The sequence below is a fragment of the Aliikangiella aequoris genome, assembly GCF_053709105.1.
In genome coordinates this window covers 620,932-639,760 of sequence record NZ_CM132298.1, presented here as the reverse complement: position 1 = coordinate 639,760, position 18,829 = coordinate 620,932, and the positions used below count along the sequence as shown (strand labels likewise).

At 41.1% G+C, this 18,829-nt stretch carries 15 protein-coding genes; 4 read left to right on the top strand and 11 right to left on the bottom strand.

What is annotated here, in order from left to right:
• Nucleotides 1-47: 47 nt before the first annotated feature.
• The 7 genes from nusB to glyA form a co-directional block, all read right to left on the bottom strand.
• Nucleotides 48-476, bottom strand: a complete 429-nt coding sequence (gene nusB / locus ACUR5C_RS02890; RefSeq protein WP_454466852.1) for a transcription antitermination factor NusB — start codon at nucleotides 474-476, stop codon at nucleotides 48-50.
• A 3-nt stretch (nucleotides 477-479) separates the two neighbouring features.
• Nucleotides 480-947: a 6,7-dimethyl-8-ribityllumazine synthase gene (ribH, locus tag ACUR5C_RS02885; RefSeq protein WP_454466851.1), complete on the bottom strand. Its 468-nt coding sequence runs from the start codon at nucleotides 945-947 to the stop codon at nucleotides 480-482.
• A 76-nt stretch (nucleotides 948-1,023) separates the two neighbouring features.
• Entirely contained in the window at nucleotides 1,024-2,139 is a 1,116-nt protein-coding gene (gene ribBA, locus ACUR5C_RS02880) for a bifunctional 3,4-dihydroxy-2-butanone-4-phosphate synthase/GTP cyclohydrolase II (protein WP_454466850.1), read from the bottom strand.
• A gap of 53 nt (nucleotides 2,140-2,192) precedes the next feature.
• Nucleotides 2,193-2,843, bottom strand: a complete 651-nt coding sequence (locus ACUR5C_RS02875) for a riboflavin synthase (protein WP_454466849.1) — start codon at nucleotides 2,841-2,843, stop codon at nucleotides 2,193-2,195.
• Nucleotides 2,843-4,012 carry a bifunctional diaminohydroxyphosphoribosylaminopyrimidine deaminase/5-amino-6-(5-phosphoribosylamino)uracil reductase RibD gene (ribD, locus tag ACUR5C_RS02870; protein ID WP_454466848.1) on the bottom strand — a complete coding sequence of 390 codons (1,170 nt, stop codon included), beginning with the start codon at nucleotides 4,010-4,012 and terminating at the stop codon, nucleotides 2,843-2,845. The genes ACUR5C_RS02875 and ribD overlap by 1 nt, the downstream gene beginning before the upstream one ends.
• A gap of 11 nt (nucleotides 4,013-4,023) precedes the next feature.
• Nucleotides 4,024-4,479, bottom strand: a complete 456-nt coding sequence (gene nrdR / locus ACUR5C_RS02865) for a transcriptional regulator NrdR (RefSeq protein ID WP_454466847.1) — start codon at nucleotides 4,477-4,479, stop codon at nucleotides 4,024-4,026.
• 125 nt (nucleotides 4,480-4,604) lie between these two features.
• Nucleotides 4,605-5,858, bottom strand: a complete 1,254-nt coding sequence (glyA, locus tag ACUR5C_RS02860) for a serine hydroxymethyltransferase (RefSeq protein ID WP_454466846.1) — start codon at nucleotides 5,856-5,858, stop codon at nucleotides 4,605-4,607.
• Nucleotides 5,859-6,215: 357 nt separating this feature from the next.
• Between glyA and ACUR5C_RS02855 the strand changes: the two genes are divergently transcribed.
• Entirely contained in the window at nucleotides 6,216-7,823 is a 1,608-nt protein-coding gene (locus tag ACUR5C_RS02855; RefSeq protein WP_454466845.1) for an ABC transporter substrate-binding protein, read from the top strand.
• A complete protein-coding gene (locus ACUR5C_RS02850; RefSeq protein ID WP_454466844.1) occupies nucleotides 7,820-10,993 on the top strand; it encodes an EAL domain-containing protein in 3,174 nt (1,057 codons plus the stop codon). Before ACUR5C_RS02855 ends, ACUR5C_RS02850 begins: the two co-directional genes overlap by 4 nt.
• Nucleotides 10,994-11,063: 70 nt before the next feature.
• Here ACUR5C_RS02850 and ACUR5C_RS02845 read toward each other — a convergent pair whose 3' ends face one another.
• Nucleotides 11,064-13,025 (bottom strand): OPT family oligopeptide transporter, encoded by a 1,962-nt coding sequence (locus tag ACUR5C_RS02845; protein ID WP_454466843.1) that lies wholly within the window; start codon nucleotides 13,023-13,025, stop codon nucleotides 11,064-11,066.
• A 246-nt stretch (nucleotides 13,026-13,271) separates the two neighbouring features.
• On the opposite strand from ACUR5C_RS02845, the gene ACUR5C_RS02840 reads away from it, so the two are divergent.
• Nucleotides 13,272-14,603 (top strand): M20/M25/M40 family metallo-hydrolase, encoded by a 1,332-nt coding sequence (locus ACUR5C_RS02840; protein WP_454466842.1) that lies wholly within the window; start codon nucleotides 13,272-13,274, stop codon nucleotides 14,601-14,603.
• Between the two features lie 104 nt (nucleotides 14,604-14,707).
• Here ACUR5C_RS02840 and ACUR5C_RS02835 read toward each other — a convergent pair whose 3' ends face one another.
• The gene (locus ACUR5C_RS02835) at nucleotides 14,708-15,421 is read right to left on the bottom strand and encodes a UPF0149 family protein (RefSeq protein ID WP_454466841.1); all 714 of its coding nucleotides are present in this window, start codon (nucleotides 15,419-15,421) and stop codon (nucleotides 14,708-14,710) included.
• A 117-nt stretch (nucleotides 15,422-15,538) separates the two neighbouring features.
• A complete protein-coding gene (locus ACUR5C_RS02830; protein WP_454466840.1) occupies nucleotides 15,539-16,147 on the bottom strand; it encodes a transglycosylase SLT domain-containing protein in 609 nt (202 codons plus the stop codon).
• 117 nt (nucleotides 16,148-16,264) lie between these two features.
• Here ACUR5C_RS02830 and murI point away from each other — a divergent pair, with 117 nt between their 5' ends.
• Nucleotides 16,265-17,074, top strand: coding sequence for a glutamate racemase (gene murI / locus ACUR5C_RS02825; protein WP_454467862.1), 810 nt, complete (start codon nucleotides 16,265-16,267; stop codon nucleotides 17,072-17,074).
• A gap of 66 nt (nucleotides 17,075-17,140) precedes the next feature.
• Here murI and ettA read toward each other — a convergent pair whose 3' ends face one another.
• Nucleotides 17,141-18,805, bottom strand: a complete 1,665-nt coding sequence (gene ettA / locus ACUR5C_RS02820; RefSeq protein WP_454466839.1) for an energy-dependent translational throttle protein EttA — start codon at nucleotides 18,803-18,805, stop codon at nucleotides 17,141-17,143.
• Between the last annotated feature and the right edge of the window lie 24 nt (nucleotides 18,806-18,829).

Genomic DNA, 18,829 nt, shown 5'->3' with positions numbered 1-18,829 from the left:
TAATCAAATTTCATAGAAAACCATTAAGCCCCTAAAATAAAAGTTATTTATTTCGCTTCTAGGGGACGTAACTGCTTCGCAAGCTTATCGAGAATACCGTTAACAAATTTATGGCCATCTTCAGCACCAAACGTTTTGGTTAACTCTAGCGCTTCATTAATAACTACTTTGTAAGGAATATCCATACGAGACCTTAATTCGTAACAAGCCAGTCTTAACACAGCTAATTCAACTGGGTTCACTTCGCTAAAGTCCCTTTGCACCACAGGCTCTAAATCAGCGTCTATTTGCTTAACAGAGGCCAAAGTATTTACCAAGATTTCTCTAAAATACTCAATGTCGACTTTGGCTTGATTTATCGTTTCTAAAAACTGCAATTCTATTTCTTCAATAGCATTACCGCTCATTTGCCATTGATAAATACCTTGCACAGCATAGCGCCTAGCTTTTTTGCGGGTTGAAGGTTTTTGAATCATGATTTATTTATCCAGCTGTTTAAAAAGGTTTACCATTTCTAGTGCGCCTAATGCCGCTTCAGCTCCTTTATTTCCAGCTTTAGTTCCCGCTCGCTCAATGGCTTGCTCAATGCTATCAACGGTAAGCACTCCAAAAGCGACTGGAATGTCAGCGTTTAGTGAAACTTGCGATAAGCCTTTAACGCACTCACCGGCAACATATTCAAAGTGAGGCGTACCACCTCTAATCACTGCACCTAATGCGATAATGGCGTCGTGCTGTTTTTTTGCTGCAATTCGTTGTGCTGCAATTGGCATTTCGAATGCACCCGGCACACGAATAATTTCAATATTAGACTCGTCAATACCATGCCGCTTTAATGCATCGATAGCACCTTCGACCAAACTTTCTACCACAAAACTGTTAAATCGAGCCACCAGTAAAGCAAACTTACTACCTTGACCTACCATATTACCTTCAATCGTTTTCATTTCTTTCTCACTTTCAATTTTCTATTTTAAATTCAATTCACTTAAACATTTGGATAATAAATACCAAACACTTTGACTATTTATCTTCAATATATTCGACAACTTCTAACTTAAATCCAGATAACGCAATAAATTTCTTTACCGGACTTAGCAAGCGCATTTTATGCACGCCAAGTTCCATTAAAATTTGTGATCCAATGCCAACGGTTCGAGAAGCTCGACTAGCTTGCGCTTGCTCTTTTTTAGCAATGCTTTTTTCTCCAGCCAAAACTGCAATACGATCTAAAACTGCATCTGAAGATGCGTGATAACCAAGCAGTAGGACCACACCATTTCCTTCCGCAGCAACCTTTTCTAGTGCTCGGTTTATGGTCCAGCTTCCAACACTCTTTTTCTCTTTGGCAAGTAAGTCAGTTGCCACATCTGGCACATGAACTCTCACTAAAGTCGGTTGCTCTGCTTTTATTTCACCTTTCACTAAAGCAATATGTGTTTGGCCATCAATTTGGTCTTTAAACGCGTGTAACTTAAATTGCCCAAAACGTGTATCCCAATCCGTACATAAGACTTGCTCAACACTATGCTCGGTTTGCATTCTATATTCGATAAGGTCAGCAATAGTTCCAATCTTTAACTGGTGCTCTTGAGCAACAATTTCTAAATCTGGGCGACGCGCCATAGTGCCATCTTCATTTAAAATTTCGACAATTGTCGCGCTCGGCTCTAACCCAGCTAATCGCGCTAAATCACAACCAGCCTCGGTATGACCCGCGCGATGTAATACCCCACCCGGCTTGGCCATAATAGGAAAAATATGCCCAGGCTGAACAATATCTTCTGGCTTAGCATTGGGAGCCACTGCAGCCTGAATTGTTTTGGCGCGATCTGCCGCTGATATACCTGTCGTAACGCCTTCTGCAGCCTCAATAGAAACAGTAAAGTTAGTTTCAAAAGAGGCCGAATTTCTGCCCACCATTAGCGGTAAACGTAACTGCTCACAACGCTCTTGGGTTAAGGTTAAGCAAATTAAACCGCGACCATAACGAGCCATAAAATTAATATCTTCAGGCCGAACCATACTAGAAGCCATAACTAAGTCGCCTTCATTCTCGCGATCTTCGTCATCCATTAAAATAACCATTTTGCCGGCAGCAATATCGTCAATTATTTCTTTTGCTGTATTCAGTTGCATTTTTTGTTATCCAATAAGGAAATGTTTTTTAAAAAATTATTGAGCTTAACTTTTTAAGCAAAGCCATTTTTAACCAAAAAGTCATAATTTAAATGAGATTCTGGTGCCTGCTTTTGTCCAGTTAACAGTCGCTCTAAATAGCGAGCCAGCAAATCAACTTCTAAATTAACTTTGCTGCCTACTTGATAATGTAAAGCAGTGGTTTCTTGTATTGTATGTGGCACAAGATTCAACATAAAATTGTCGCCATCTAAATCATTTACCGTTAACGACACGCCATCAACAGTAATTGAGCCTTTTTTAGCAATATATTTCGCTAAATCTTGGGGTGGCTTTACCCAATACTGAACGCTTCTAGCCTGCTTAACTATTGCAACTATTTCTGCTACGCCATCAACATGTCCACTCACTAAGTGTCCACCGAGCCGAGTTGTGGGAGTGAGTGCTTTCTCTAAGTTAACGGCTGTACCGACGTTTACCTGACTTAGTGTAGTCAATTTTAGCGACTCTGCAGAAACATCTGCGGTGTAGAAGTTGTCACCAAATTCAACCACAGTTAAACAAACACCGTTACACGCAATACTATCGCCCAATGCCACATCACTCATATCAAGCTTACCCACAGCTATTTTTAGGCGCGAATCCCCACTGCGAGTTTCGATTTCCGCTATTTTGCCAACCGCTTCTATAATGCCTGTAAACATTATTTTTTTACCCCATAATTTAAGCGAATATCTTGACCTAATTGGGTAAGACTTTGCAGTTCTAACAATGGCGTTTGCGCCATATCACTCACTTGCAAATTGATTAACCCCATCGCATCACTTCCCATCAATTTAGGTGCCATATAAACGATAAGTTCATCGACTAAGTTTTGCTTAAAAAAACTACCCGCTAAACGACTACCCGCTTCAACCAAGACTTGATTCATGCCACGCTTTGCTAACTCTTCTAATAGCTCGGTTAAATCAAACTCATTGGCGTGCTCTGTTAACACCATATTGGTTAAGTCGCCTTGCTCAGGTTTAACCTCAATGTTCTTTTGAGTAACCCAAATTTTAGAGCCCTCTAATTGAAAAAATTTCGCATCTTGTGGCGCTTTAGCATGTCGATCTAGTAAAACTCTGGCTGGCTGTTGAAAACCAAGCTGTTGCGCCTCTACTAACCACTGGCTACCTAAAGCTGGTTCTTCCATACGGACATTTAAGCTTGGGTCATCCATTAATACCGTACCAATTCCGGTAATAATCGCATCTTGTTTAGCGCGCAGTTTTTGAACGTCACGGCGTGCTTCTTGTCCAGTAATCCATTGACTCGCACCACTCTTTAAAGCCGTCCTTCCGTCAATGCTCATGGCCAGTTTAAGACTGACTCTCGGCCGCCCTTGGGTAAACCGAGAAATAAACCCCAAGTTAAGTGACTCTGCTTGCGGCTTCATTAAGCCCAACTCAACTTGAATGCCAGCGCTACGTAAAATATCAAAGCCGCTACCGGCTACCTGAGGGTTAGGATCTTGCATGGCAGCCACTACGCGACTCACACCTGCATTCACCAATGCTTTGGCACATGGACCAGTTTTTCCAGTATGGGCACATGGCTCAAGCGTAACATAGCAAGTGGCTTTATTGGCTTGCTTGCCGGCTTGATGTAACGCATTGACTTCAGCATGCGCACACCCCGACTTTTGGTGCCACCCTTGTCCCACAATTTTATCATTTTGAGTGATGACGCAACCCACCATAGGATTAGGGCGCGCAGTATATTGCCCCTGCTTGGCTAAACGTAACGCCAGCGCCATCATCGCATAATCTTGAGAGTTCCATGTTGCGTTAGAATTTGTCATGCGATTAGACTGCGCGCCGTTTTGATTCATTACGCTGCACTCTATTCGTCTTGAGATAGACGTTCAATTTCATCACGAAAATCGCTAACGTCTTTAAATCTTCTGTACACAGAAGCGAAGCGCACATAGGCAACTTGATCTAATTGCTTTAGAGCGCCCATCACTAACTCACCAATCACTTTGGCGGAGACTTCTCGCTCCCCTAGAGCTCTAAGTTGAGATTGGATATTTAAAATTGATTTTTCGACATCTTCTACAGAAACAGGACGTTTCTCTACCGCGCGCAGAATACCCGCTTTTAATTTACTGTCATCGAAAGGCTGACGTGTTCCGTCTCCTTTGATCACCCGAGGCATCACAAGCTCAGCACCTTCGAATGTGGTAAATCTTTCGCCACACTCAATGCATTCTCTGCGCCGACGGACTTGATCACCCTCGGTGACTAACCGTGAGTCGATCACTTTTGTATCTTGAAAAGAGCAAAATGGGCAACGCATGGCGGCTCCAAATAAGGTGGAAATTTCCACTAAGTCAAATAAAACAAAGCCACGCTAACTCTACAATTAGCGTGGCTGCAAGATTATAACATCAAGCTGTGTGGTTTGAGTAGTCTAGGACCTAGTTAGCTTTGATAAACAGGAAACTTGGCAGTTAACTCTAAAACCTGTGCTTTAATTGTTTCGATAGTTTGCTGATTATCAATATCATCAAGAATATCGCAAATCCAATTTGCCAATAACGTCGATTCGGCTTCTTTCATGCCTCTGGTGGTAATTGCAGGCGTCCCCATGCGTAACCCACTGGTGACAAATGGCGAACGAGGCTCATTAGGTACTGTATTTTTATTAACGGTGATAAAGGCCGCTCCTAATGCCGCTTCGGCATCTTTACCAGTGATATCTTTTTCAATTAAATCAATTAAAAACAAATGGTTATCCGTACCACCAGAAACTATCTTATAGCCTCTATCTTGAAGTACGCTCACCATAGCTTTCGCATTTTTAAGCACTTGAGCTTGAGTTTGTTTAAATTCTTCGCTCAAAGCCTCTTTAAATGCCACCGCCTTTGCGGCAATCACATGCATTAAAGGCCCACCTTGATTACCCGGAAATACCGACGAATTAAACTTTTTTTCTAAGGCTTCATTGGCTCTGGCTAAAATAATTCCACCGCGCGGTCCAGCCAATGTTTTATGTGTGGTCGAGGTCACCACATCTGCATGTGGAACAGGGTTAGGATAAAGGCCTGCGGCAACTAAACCTGCAACATGCGCCATATCTACCATAAAATAAGCGCCAATTTTATCCGCGATGGCACGAAACTTAGACCAGTCAACGGTTCTAGAATAAGCAGAAAAACCCGCTAGTATCATTTTAGGCTTATGCTCTAATGCCAGCTTTTCAACTTGCTCATAATCAATATAGCCTTGCTCATCTAATCCATATTGCACAGATTTGTATATTTTACCCGAGAAATTAACCGGTGAGCCGTGAGTCAAATGCCCTCCCTCACTTAAGCTCATTCCAAGCACAACATCTCCCGGGTTAAGTAACGCCATGTAAACCGCGGCATTTGCTTGTGAACCAGAGTGTGGTTGAACATTGGCATAGTCAGCGCCAAACAAAGCCTTAACTCGCTCAACCGCTAAGTCTTCTGCTACATCAACATATTCACAGCCACCATAATAGCGTTTATGCGCATAGCCCTCGGCATATTTGTTGGTCAAAACTGAGCCTTGCGCAGCCATAACTCTGGCACTGGTATAATTTTCTGACGCAATCAACTCTATATGTTGCTCTTGGCGCTGCTTTTCAGCTTCAATAGACGCCCACAACTCAGGATCAAAATCGGCGATAGTCTGCTTGTTATCTAACATGGGGAGCTTCCTAGGTTAAAATTCCAAGAATTAATACTTGTTTGGAAAAGGTTAAAAAATTTGGCGTATTGTATAGCAACTTAGCCTAAAAGTCGCGAATTTGCAGCGCTTATAACTGTTCTATCTACTCACCCTTCAAGCAGGCTGCCTATTGCATGTAATAACAGCGTTATTTTTTGCTTTAAAGTCAGCGAAATCACAAACTATCAACTAAAATAAGATTAATACTTACGGCCTAAAATCAGTAACTTATATCAAAACTTGTGAATTTAGGTGTCAAAATAATTCGATTATAAAGAAGTTATTATGCCTTCAAGATACCAGAGCCTAATAAAATGCCCTTTACGATTTAGGTTCTTGTTACAAGCTAAGGGTGGCCAAGCCATTTTAGCCCTCGCTAAAATATTGAAATCTGCACGACTAAGCTGCTTTTTACTCTTTGTAAGTAGTGCTTTACCGCTGGTAAACGCTGCCCAAGCAAGCGGCCCAACTCACAGTAATATTAACATTGCTTATTTTACCGAAGATCCCCCTAGCATTGATCCTTTGTCGCAGTCATTCGACCCAGATTCCTACTCCGTTATTGCGCAAATATTTGATCCACTGCTTTACCTCGACTTAAAGGGTCAGCTGCAGCCGGCATTAGCGACTCGCTGGGAACAGCTTTCTGAAACTCGCTGGTTATTCCATTTACGTCAAAACGTTAAGTTTCATAATGGTGAAGTTTTCAATGCCAAAGCAGTCAAATTTACTTTTGATTATGTCCTTAACCCAAAAAAACGCACTGGGAATCGCTGGATTTTTAACACCTTAAAAAATACTTATTTAGTAAAAGGTCAACCTTATCAAATTATTTTTGAAACTACCGCCCCTGACGGTATGTTCTTAAATAGGCTACATTTATTTAGCTCTATTTGCCCACCCAATTATATTAAGAAGCATGGTATTGAACACTTTCAGCGACAACCGATTGGTACTGGCCCATTTAAATTTAAACAATGGCAACCACAAAAATCGATCACTTTAGAGCGCAATAGCAATTACTGGCAACAAAACAAGCCTTATTTAGATCAGGTTACTTTTACTATGACGCCTAAATCGAACTGGCTAGCCGGATTTAAAGCCGGAAAGATTGACTTTATTCCTAACTTAAGTGGCAATAAAACCACATCATTGCTCAGTCTAACTCAAGGCGACGCCAGAATTATTAAAAAGAATATTCTAGCGAGCTACATGATTTTGCTCAATGATAAAGGACCTCTTAAAAATCTCAATTTACGTCGAGCTATTAACTTTGCAACCAATAAGCAGGACATTATTAAGTTTGCTGACTTTGGCAACGCTTTGCCCTTAGGATCACTGGGTAAACGTGGCGAGTTTGGGGCAGACGACTCGATTCCAGTGTACGAATATTCTCCGCAAACAGCACGCAAGCTAATTCAACAAAGCAACCTAACGCTGCCCATTAAACTAACCGCACTTGTTGCTGACTTAGCAGAACCCACCGCTAAAATTATAAAAAGAAACCTTGCCAGTGTTGGCATTCAACTCGATACCACGGTGGTATCGCGATCCGAGTGGACTAAACAAGTTGTGGTTTATAAGATTAGAACCGGAAAACGCCCTGACTATGACATGGTCATTTCGCTCGTTGACAATCCTATTTATCACCTTGGTTTTCACGCTGGCTTATTTTTCCATTCAGAAAGTCCATGGTCTCAAATAAGCTCTGCAGAGTTTGATAATAAGCTGCAAGCAGTCATGCAAATAGCAGAACAAGATAAACACCAAGAGGCTTTGCAAAGTCTAGATTGGTATATTCACCAACAAGCTTTGCTGTTATTCACCACTCAAAAGCAAGTGACTGCAGCCGTTAGAAACACCTATAGCATTAATGACTTTTCTCTTAGCGGCCACCTAAACTATCAAATCCTAAGTGATGCCCAGGTTTCCAACGAGCAATGAACTTTTTTACTCAGCGATTTTTCAGCCGACTAAGGGTTAAATTTTTAGCTCGGAGCATCTTAGTACTAATTATTGGTGTCGTTGGATTTGAAGCCATTACGCTCTACCAAATGAGCAATATGATAAAAGAGCTAACCATTAAAGATGCGCGCACAACATTAAATGATATATCAGTAAAGTTTAATGCTGAGCTATTCCAACTTAACCAAAGCATTGCCACTATTCAGACTTTGCCAGCACTCGAAGGTTACTTGCTGAATATGGATTACGGACTTGAAAATGAAGCCGACCAATACAAGCAAGCACTGGCAGATTTTTTTAAACAGCAAGCTACTCGTAATCAAGAGTTTATGCTATTTAACGTATGCAATACTGATTCAGACTTACTGTTTGGTTACTCCGTTAACAACCAACATCAGTCTTTCGATAAAAATTGTAGTAGTGTCGATAAAAATGAATCTATCGTCACTCGATACGAAAAAATCAAACAGAATACATTCTTAGTCAGTACCGCAAAAATTTTTCGCAAAGAGCAGTTTTTGGGTGTTTTAGAGACCTACTACGACCTAACGCCTTACTTAAAAAAATTAACCCATTCTTACACTAATCAAACTGGCGCGATAGTTGTTCTCGATAGTAAAAACATACCCATCACACCGATAGCAGAGAAGGCTTTTGCCAGCATAATTAATTCAGCCGCTATTTCTCAAATGGACTATGAAAAATCCAATCAAGTTGGCAAGCATTTAATTTACTTGCAAAGACTAGAGAAAATTGACTGGTCGATAATTGCATTATTAAACAAAGAAACGATATTCGCGCCATTATACGCTCAAATCAATTTCGCAATATTAACGATAATTTGCTTGGTCATTTTCGAGATTATTTTCTTAAACTTTTTTACTCGCTCACTGATTACTCGGCGAATAAACAAATTACTCTCAGCAACCAAAAGTATTCTTCAAGGAAACTACAGCGCCCAACTTGACGATGATGGAAATGACGAAATTTCCCGTCTAAACCAAAGCTTTAACCACATGAGTCGCTCGCTACAGACTCAGCTCAGCCAGCTTGAATCTGAGCAAACTGAATTAAAAAAGAGCCAGCACCTTCTACAAAATATAATCGATAATAGCAGCGCCATAGTATCTATTAAAAACACTCAAGGCGAATTTATTCTTGTTAACCATATTTTCTGCCAACATATAGGCAAGACTCCTGCGGATGTTATTGGAAAAACAGACTTTGAACTATTTAGTCAGAAGCAAGCAAAACAATTTTCAGAAAATGATCGCCACGTAATTGAAACCAAACAACCGACTAATTTTGAGGAAAATTCGAGCGACAAAGATGGCAACCAACATACGTTTTTAGTCATTAAGTTCCCGCTGTTTGATGGTGACGGAAAAGTTTACGCCATCGCTGGAATTTCTACGGATATTACTAAGCGAAAAGAAGAAGAGCTTAAGCTACAGGAAACTATCGCAAGACTTACACTTAGCAACAAAGTCATTGAGAATATCGACGAGGGTATCGTTGTGACTGACAGTGAATTTAATATTATCGATGCCAACCCTGCCCTAACTAAAATATTTGGATATAGTAAAAGCGAAATGCTAGGGAGTAAGCCGGAAATTTTTCGGTCGGGCGCTCACGATAATGTTTTTTTTAAGCGCCTTTATGAACGGCTTGAAACACGAGGCAGTTGGCATGGTGAAATAATAGAAAAAACTAAATCGGGCGAAACTATACCGCAACTACTCACCGTCACGTCAATAAAAGACAAAGACGGGAAAATAACCAACTATGCAGGAATTTATTCTGACATAAGCGAGCTTAAACAAACTGAAGCTAAATTACAAAAGATGGCTCACTACGACGCTTTAACCAACTTGCCAAACCGCACCTTATTAGAAGAGCGTACCTCACAAGCAATTTTAGACGCAAAGCGAAACGGTCATAAAGTGACTATGCTATTTATCGACTTAGACAACTTTAAATATATTAATGACACTTTAGGTCATGATGTAGGAGACAAACTATTAATAGAAGTCGCAAAGCGTTTTAAAGAAAACCTTCGAGACACAGATTCGCTCGCCCGTTTAGGTGGCGACGAATTTGTCGTGCTGCTATCTAAAACAACACACTCGGAAGATGCAACCATAATTGCCACCAAATTAAAAGCAGCCGGTAGTTTAGCCTTTAGTGTTGATGAGCATGAACTCTTTATTAGCACTAGCATTGGTATTTCTGTTTATCCAGATGATGCGCAAAACACAACTGAATTGCTAAAAAGCGCCGACATGGCAATGTATGCGGCAAAAGAATCCGGTAAAAATAATTTCCATTTTTATTCTTCTGAGCTAAATCATGCTGCAATTGACCGTTTACGAATTGAAAAAGACCTACGTAAAGCGATAAGAAATAACGAATTACAGCTTTATTATCAACCGCAAATAGCGACTAAAAATAACCAAGTCGTTAAAGTAGAGGCTCTAATTCGATGGCAAAAAGAAGACTTAAGTTTTGTGCCCCCAGACTTATTTATTCCAGTTGCTGAAGAGTCAGGTATTATTGTTTCTTTAGGAGAGTGGATTGTAGCCAAAGCAACACGCGACATTGCTGAACTTAACTCCCAGTTAGACACTCCAATGGCCTTGTCAGTTAACCTGTCAGCACGTCAGTTTAGACACCATGGCCTAGCAGAAACTTTACGCAAAATAGTTGCAAATGAAGGCGTAAACCCTAAGCTAATTGAGTTCGAAATAACAGAAGGGTTACTTGTTGAAGATTTTAAACTCGCAGAAAAAATCTTAACCGAAATAAAGGCGCTAGACTTTTCAATTGCATTAGATGATTTTGGTAAGGGCTATTCTTCCTTAAGCTATTTAAAACACTTCCCCATAGACACTTTAAAATTAGACAAAGTTTTTATGAGTGACATTGAGTCGGACAAGCGTAATCAAGCTATCGTCACGGCAGCGGCAACTTTAGGCTTTGCTCTAGACATGACAATTGTGTGCGAAGGTATCGAAACTAAACAACAATATGACTTTGTATCTTCTATTGGCGATATATTTGTGCAAGGCTATTACTGCTCAAAAGCACTACCTATAGAGCAGCTAAAAGCTTATACCGAAGCAGTAAACGCGGGTAAGCCTATCTATTAAGTTAACCAATAAAAAGCCGGCAAACTAGCCGGCTTTTTAAGAGTTCAGTTGCAAAGTTCAAATCACCTGGTTATTTCGCATTTTTAATTAAGCGGAAAAACCATACAATCAACAGGGTAAAGCCGATTGCACCAGCAAGCATTGCCATTAAGTCACTGCCTGCCCAGCCAGTTCCAAAACCGTCAGGCTTTTTACTTTGGATAAAGGCAACCGCAGCAATACCTACACCCAGAAGCCCTTCTCCGCCCACAAAACCACTACCCAAAAGCACGCCGCGCTCTCTGCGCTCTTCTAATTGTGCTTTATTCTTAGTACGCGTTTCAAAGTAGTGTCGAATTAACCCACCAATAAAAATTGGCGTCATGGTCGCTACTGGTAAGTATACGCCAACGGCAAAAGGCAAGGATGGGATTCTAAAAAGCTCGCATAATATTGCTATACCAGCGCCAATGGCAACTAAAGTCCAAGGTAAGTTTTGATCTAAAACGCCATCGATGACAAGTTTCATTAAAGTTGCCTGTGGAGCCGGCAATTCTTTGGAGCCAAAACCGAAAGTTTCGGCTAGCAATAGTACCGCTAAACAAACAAATGTCGCCGAAGTTAATACCCCAATAAGTTCAGCCATTTGTTGCTTCTTAGGCGTCGCACCTAATAGATAACCACTTTTCAGATCTTGCGAAGTATCGCCCGAAATGGAGGCAGCAATAGCCACGACGCAACCTACGATTAAGGTAGCTGCTTTACCGGTGTTATCGGTCCAACCCATCGCTAAAAATATGGTTGCTGTCCCTAACAATGCCGCTATCGTCATTCCACTCGTTGGGTTAGAAGTTACCCCAACTAAACCAACAATGCGCGAAGCAACTGTGACAAAAAAGAAAGAAAATATTACCACACACAGCGCAGCAATTAATCGTGTTGATACGCCACCTACAGCACCAAAAGCATTAGGAAATAACGTTAATACGGCTACTATAGCTAAAATGCCAAAACCTACTACTTTGAGCGGCTGGTCGAGGCTAGTGCGCTTTGCAACCACTGGCGCGGCAGTATTGTTGCCGATTTCTTTAGCCCCCATTTTAAAACTTTCTAACATTACTGGCACACTACGTATTAAAGTAATGACCCCCGCTGTAGCAACTGCACCAGCACCTATGTACCTAACATAGCGGGTCCATATTTGGCTTGCAGACATATCTTTAATTAAGTTAGTCGTTTCCGGAAACAGTGGCGCCGTTAGAGACTCTCCCCAATAAGCAATTCCAGGTATGATAATAATGGCGGACAGTAATCCGCCTCCAACCATAATTGCCGCAATTCTTGGGCCTAATATATAACCTACCCCAAACAAAGCTGCAGATAGATCAATGCCAATACTCGCCTTTTTAATAAAAGGTATTTTTAATGCCGCATGGTCAGGAATAATCTTTATCCATGAAGTTAAGGTTTTAAAAAGAGCTGCAACTCCCATTCCCCAGAATATATATTTGGCTTTATTGCCACCAACCTCGTTAGCAACTAAAACTTCAGCACATGCCGTACCTTCTGGATAGGGTAATTTTCCGTGCTCTTTTTCAATTAGAAATTTACGTAGAGGAATCATAAATAGAATTCCTAATAGGCCGCCACACATTGCCAAAATGGTCATCTGTAATAAGTCTGGTGCCATTCCCCACATAAATAATGCCGGCAATGTAAAAATCACACCACTGGCAACCGAGCTAGAAGCCGAACCGGTAGTTTGAGCAATATTAGTTTCTAAAATAGTTGACTGAATACCGCTCTTGGCAAGAATTTTAAATACAGCTACCGCCATCACTGCCACAGGAATAGAGGTGCTAATAGTTAACCCCGCGCGCAGTCCTAGGTAGGCATTGGCAGCGCCAAAAATAATACCAAATAAAATGCCTAGTCCAACTGATTTAAAGGTGAATTCAGCAATCGTTTCCGTCGCTGGGATATAGGGCTGATAACTCTCCCCTTCTTGCAGTGGTGTATAAGCTTTAGGATCAAGGCCTTTTTTTTCGCTCACAAATAGCTCCCCGTGAATTTCATGGTACCCGTACAAAGGTACTTTCTGGTTATAATCATTGGCGCCTATTAAATACGCTCTGTTACACCATTGTCAAATTCCGCCATAGCGGGCTTGGCTATCAATAGTCTCTCTAAACCATTAATTTAGATCCAATATTAATAATTACCTGCTTAAAAGGAGTATGCGTTTTACACCAAAATCAATTAAAGTGAGTCTATTCCCAAATAACTTATTCAAAAAACAATGAAACTTATCTTTAAATTTATAATTATTAGTTTTTTATTTGCTGCAACAGCTAAAGCCGTTACCAACCCCAACCTAACCGCTCAGGAAGAGAAAATAGTCCAGTCAATTAACCAAAACCTAGCGAATGCCGAGTCGCTGCTCCTTAAGACAGTCAATATTAATAGCGGCACCATGAACTTTGCAGGCATTAAAGCGGTAGCCAATGTTTATCGCGCAGAGTTTGACGCGCTGGGCTTTACTACTCGGTTTGAAGAAGGCAGCGCCTTTGCTAGAGCAGGCCATTTAATAGCCGAGTACGGCACCGGCGATCTTAAAATCTTAATGATTGGCCACCTAGATACGGTTTTTGCGCTAGACGATCCGTTTCAAAAAGCAGAGAAGCTTAGTCAACAACACATTAAAGGCCCAGGCATTACAGATATGAAAGGCGGCAATGTCATTATTATTGAGGTTTTGCGCAGTTTAAAATCTTTACAGCTGCTCGATAATGTCAGTATTCGGGTCATTTTAACCGGTGATGAAGAAAAAAGTGGTAAGCCACTCAGTTTATCTAAACAGTCCTTAATTGAGGCTGGGCAATGGGCTGATATTGCACTTGGTTTTGAAGATGGAGACGGAGATATTAACACTGCAGTTACTGCAAGACGAGGAGCCAGCGGATGGACCTTAACAGTAACAGGCAAGGCGGCTCACTCGTCGCAAGTATTTCGTGAAGATATTGGATTTGGCGCAATTTATGAAACTGCCCGTATCCTGAATGAATTTAGAGAACAGCTAACTAAACATCAATACCTTACCGTCAACCCGGGTATTGTTATGGGCGGGACAACCATTGATAATGATTTTGCTCACAACCAAGCCTCGGCTTTTGGTAAAAGTAATATTATTGCCAAAACTGCCATAGTAACAGGCGACATTCGCGCACTTTCTCCACAACAAGAAGCAACGGCCAAAGCGCTAATGCAAAAGATTGCAGCAAATAACTTACCTCATACTTCGGCTACTTTAACTTTTGAAGAAGGATACCCTTCAATGGCGCCGACTAAAGGTAATACCCAGCTGCTGGGCTTTTATAATCAAATTAGCCGTGACTTAGGCTACAACCCAGTTACTGCAGTCAATCCAAGACGAGCGGGTGCGGCAGACATTTCATTTGTAGCCAATAACGTAGTAATGGCGCTCGATGGGTTAGGTTTAATGGGTGACGGTGGACATACGAAAGACGAAATCGCTGATATGACAAGTTTTGCGAAAAATATGCACAAAGCGGCGTTATTGATTTACCGATTGTCTCAAAGCAGACCTGCGAAGCCAGCCCCACAAGATTAGAAGCTTGCTAATTAGCTCATAAAATTACCCTGTATATGGGTGAGCCTTATGGGCTATTTTCTAGCTTGTCGATAGCGTCACAACGAATTTTTGTAAACAACGAATTAGTGTAAACAACACTTTTTAAAGGGCTTTCCACTTCCGCAGGGACAAGGATCATCTGGTTTAAGATCGATATCAAAGTCGACTCCAGAGTGGGGAATTTTTTCAAAATGATTGCCTTGCGCAATTCGGTGACCATCAATACCTATCGCCGAAAGTGTCTCTGAGAAAAAAGAAACGACTCGTTTTTCTGACTCTAGCAATGAACCAATGACATCGGGTAAATCATCAATACCTTCTATTGGTTCAGGCCACTTAATTATTTGGATAATCATCACATGTGCAACACCAATTAATGCTGAAGTTTCAGAACTTTCATCAACACATTCATCCCATAAGTCTTCTAACCAGTCGTAACCATTAATATAGCCTTCACAAAATTCTGTTAGTTGATAACTTGGTTTGCCATTTTCAGCAAAACTCATGTTACTAGGAAGGTTAATGTTTTTAGACTCGGAAAGGCATGAATTGCAGTAGTTCCACCATACTAGCAACTCATCAATAAAGACTTTAGACTGATCTGGCGACTCAAACTCGACTTCTTTTTCAATATCTTTAGCGATTAGCGGAAACCATTCATTTATTTTAATTAGATCCGGGGCAGAGGCGACAGCGACGATTAAACCTAAAATATAATAAGGCGACTCTAGCTGTTCGCTCAAGCTAGGATCATTAAAAGCATCAAGGTAAGATTGGAGCTTAAATTCAGATTTCATTTTATACAGATTACGCTGCGCTTAGTAAGCTTGCAATACAAAGTATTCAAGCAGTATTGTTATCAATAAAAATCAGCTAACTAGATTATAGCAGACCCAACCTGATTTTCCGCCTGCTTAAAACCAACTATCGACCTTATCGTCTAGTTGCTTTTTACAACGCTTTAATTGTGAATTATAAGTAGCTGCTCGTTTTTGTACTTTTTTTGCAACTTTGATTAACCAAGGCTTTTTATTAAAGGTTTTTCTTGAGTAACCGCCACGACCTTCGTGGTAGGCTAAATACTGACCATAGGTATCCCACTTAGATAATTTCAATCGCTTGTGGCTACCATGTGTATACCAACCGATAAAGTCAATGGCATCTTCAAAGTCATCGCGATTTGCGCCAAAGCGACCAGAGTCATTGAGATATTCTTCCCATGCAGGATCTTGTGCCTGCGCATACCCATACGCCGTAGAGCGTCGTGGTAGTGGAATAAACCCCAAAAACCAGTCCCTGTCTGGCTGTGCATCAGATATAAAGCGAGACTCTTGATGCATAACAGCCATCATGACATGAATTGGTGTTCCCCATTTATGTTGAGCATCGCGGGCGGCTTCATACCAATCAACTTCGCCCAAAAAAATGTCGCATATATTATTCGTGTTGCTAGGTACATAAGTTGCGCAGCCACTAAGGCTCGACAAGATAATAATGCTAATAATCATTTTAATACGGGGCATTCATGACTTCTTTTTTTCATATAATAGGCAAATCATGATAGCAAAGGATTGGTGTGTAATTAAAGAGTTGATCTATAATCGGCTCATAGTTTTACTTTTTTACTAGTCGAGGTTGTTATTAGCTCTCAATTACACCAACAAAGCGAGCGTCAAGCGCACAGCCCCATTGGCATTTTTGACTCAGGCGTCGGCGGTTTAAGTGTTTTAAACGCAATTAATCAACTGCTACCTAAGGAAAATCTAATTTATCTAGCAGACACTCAGTACACGCCTTACGGAGAAAAAAGCGAAGAGCAGATAAAGCAGCGAGTTTTGAAAATAGCGCAGTTTCTTATTCAAAAAAAGGTCAAAATGATAGTTGTTGCGTGCAATACTGCCACTGCAGCAGCGGTTAACAACTTAAGAGAAACTTATACCATTCCCATTGTCGGTTTAGAACCCGCATTAAAACCAGCCATTTTATTTAGTGAAAAAGAAACCGTTGGGGTACTCGCAACCCGCTCTACTTTAGAAAGTGAAAAATATAAAACCCTTAAAGCTCGCTTTGAAGGGCAAGCAGACATTATTGAAAAAGCTTCTTCTTTATTTGTTGAAATGGTAGAAACTGCGCCTCTCATTGGAGCACGGCAACAAGCGCTAATTAAAGCCGAATTACAGCCTTTTATAAAGGCAAACGTAGCGAGCTTAGTCTTAGGCTGTACCCATTACCCATTTTTAACCGAAGCCATCAGTCGCATTATGGGGCCAAAGGTAAAATTATTTGAAAGTGCGCAACCGGTGGCGAATGAAGTAAAACGTCGTTTAGAAACCAACCTAAATTCACAACAATCAAATGGCGCGATTGAATTTTTCTCTAGCGCTCCAGAAAAGGCGCAGCAAAGTTTTGAGCGGCTACTAAAGCGCCAAGTTAACATAAACTCGTTTTAAGTAGGCGAATAAGAGGCAACAAAAAAGCCGTTATATTGCTATAACGGCTTTCTATTGGTTTTTTAATTAACTTATTTTTCGATATTTAATTCGCGTGGGTGTATCCGCATCTGCGCCCAAGCGACGCTTGCGATCGGCTTCGTAGTCTGCATAATTTCCTTCAAACCAAACCGTTTTACTTTCACCTTCATAAGCTAAGATATGCGTGGCAACTCTATCTAAAAACCAGCGATCATGCGAAATAACCACAGCACAGCCAGGAAATGCTAATAAAGCTTCTTCTAGGGCGCGCAAGGTTTCTACGTCTAAATCATTGGTCGGCTCATCGAGAAGCAATAAATTACCGCCACTTTTTAACAACTTAGCTAAGTGGACTCGATTGCGCTCCCCGCCAGACAAGTCTTTAATAAACTTTTGCTGGTCGCCGCCTTTAAAATTAAAGCGCCCAACATATTGGCGCGATGGAACTTGGTAATTCCCAACGCTAATGACATCTGAGTCATCCGAAATTTCAGCCCAAACAGTCTTATTATCATCAAGACTATCTCTTGACTGGTCTACATAAGAAATTTGTACCGTCTCACCCACACGAAGCGTCCCTGAGTCTGGCTTTTCTAACCCAGTTAACATTTTAAACAACGTCGATTTACCGGCACCATTTGGGCCAATAATTCCAACAATCCCCCCCTGAGGCAGGTTAAAGCTTAAATCGTCTACCAAACATTTATCGCCAAAACTTTTAGTTAAGTGTTCGGCTTCAACCACTAAATTGCCTAAACGCGGTCCTGGTGGTATGTAGAGCTCTTGAGTTTCGTTGCGTTGTTGAAACTCTTGCGAAGAAAGCTCTTCAAAACGATTGAGTCGAGCTTTACTTTTCGCATGCCGACCTTTTTGGTTAGATCGCACCCATTCAAGCTCTTCTTTCATGGTTTTCATGCGCGCGGTTTCACGCTTTTCTTCAATCATTAAACGGTTTTGTTTTTGCTCTAGCCAAGAAGAGTAATTACCCTCCCATGGAATACCGTGACCGCGATCAAGTTCTAAAATCCAACCCGCAACATTGTCTAAAAAGTAACGGTCATGGGTAATCGCTACAACAGTCCCTTTAAAATCTTGTAAAAAGCGCTCTAGCCACGCCACAGACTCTGCGTCTAAGTGGTTTGTTGGTTCGTCTAAAAGCAGCATATCGGGTTTAGATAATAACAGTTTACATAACGCAACTCGTCGCTTTTCACCTCCGGAAAGGTGCTTCACTTCCGCTTCCCATGGTGGTAGCCTTAGCGCCTCTGCGGCTTTGTCGAGCATACGATCGACTTCCCAACCGCCCATAGCATCTATCTTATCTTGTAATTGCGCCTGTTCTGTTAATAAAGCGTCGAAGTCAGCTTCCGGATCAGCAAAGGCGTTACTCACTTCTTCAAAACGGTTTAAAATTTGTTTGATTTCGGCAATACCTTCTTCAACATTTCCGCGGACATCTTTAGCTTCATTAAGCTGCGGCTCTTGCGGTAAATAACCTATTTTGGTTCCTTTTAACGGAATCGCTTCACCTTCAATATCGGTATCAATACCAGCCATAATTCGTAGCAAAGTCGATTTACCGGCGCCATTCAAACCGAGTACACCTATTTTTGCACCAGGAAAAAAGCTTAAAGAGATATCTTTTAAAATGGTTTTTTGCGGCGGGACTATTTTACTAACCCGGTTCATTGAATAAATATATTGCGCCATAAATTTTTAACCTTATTCCAATTT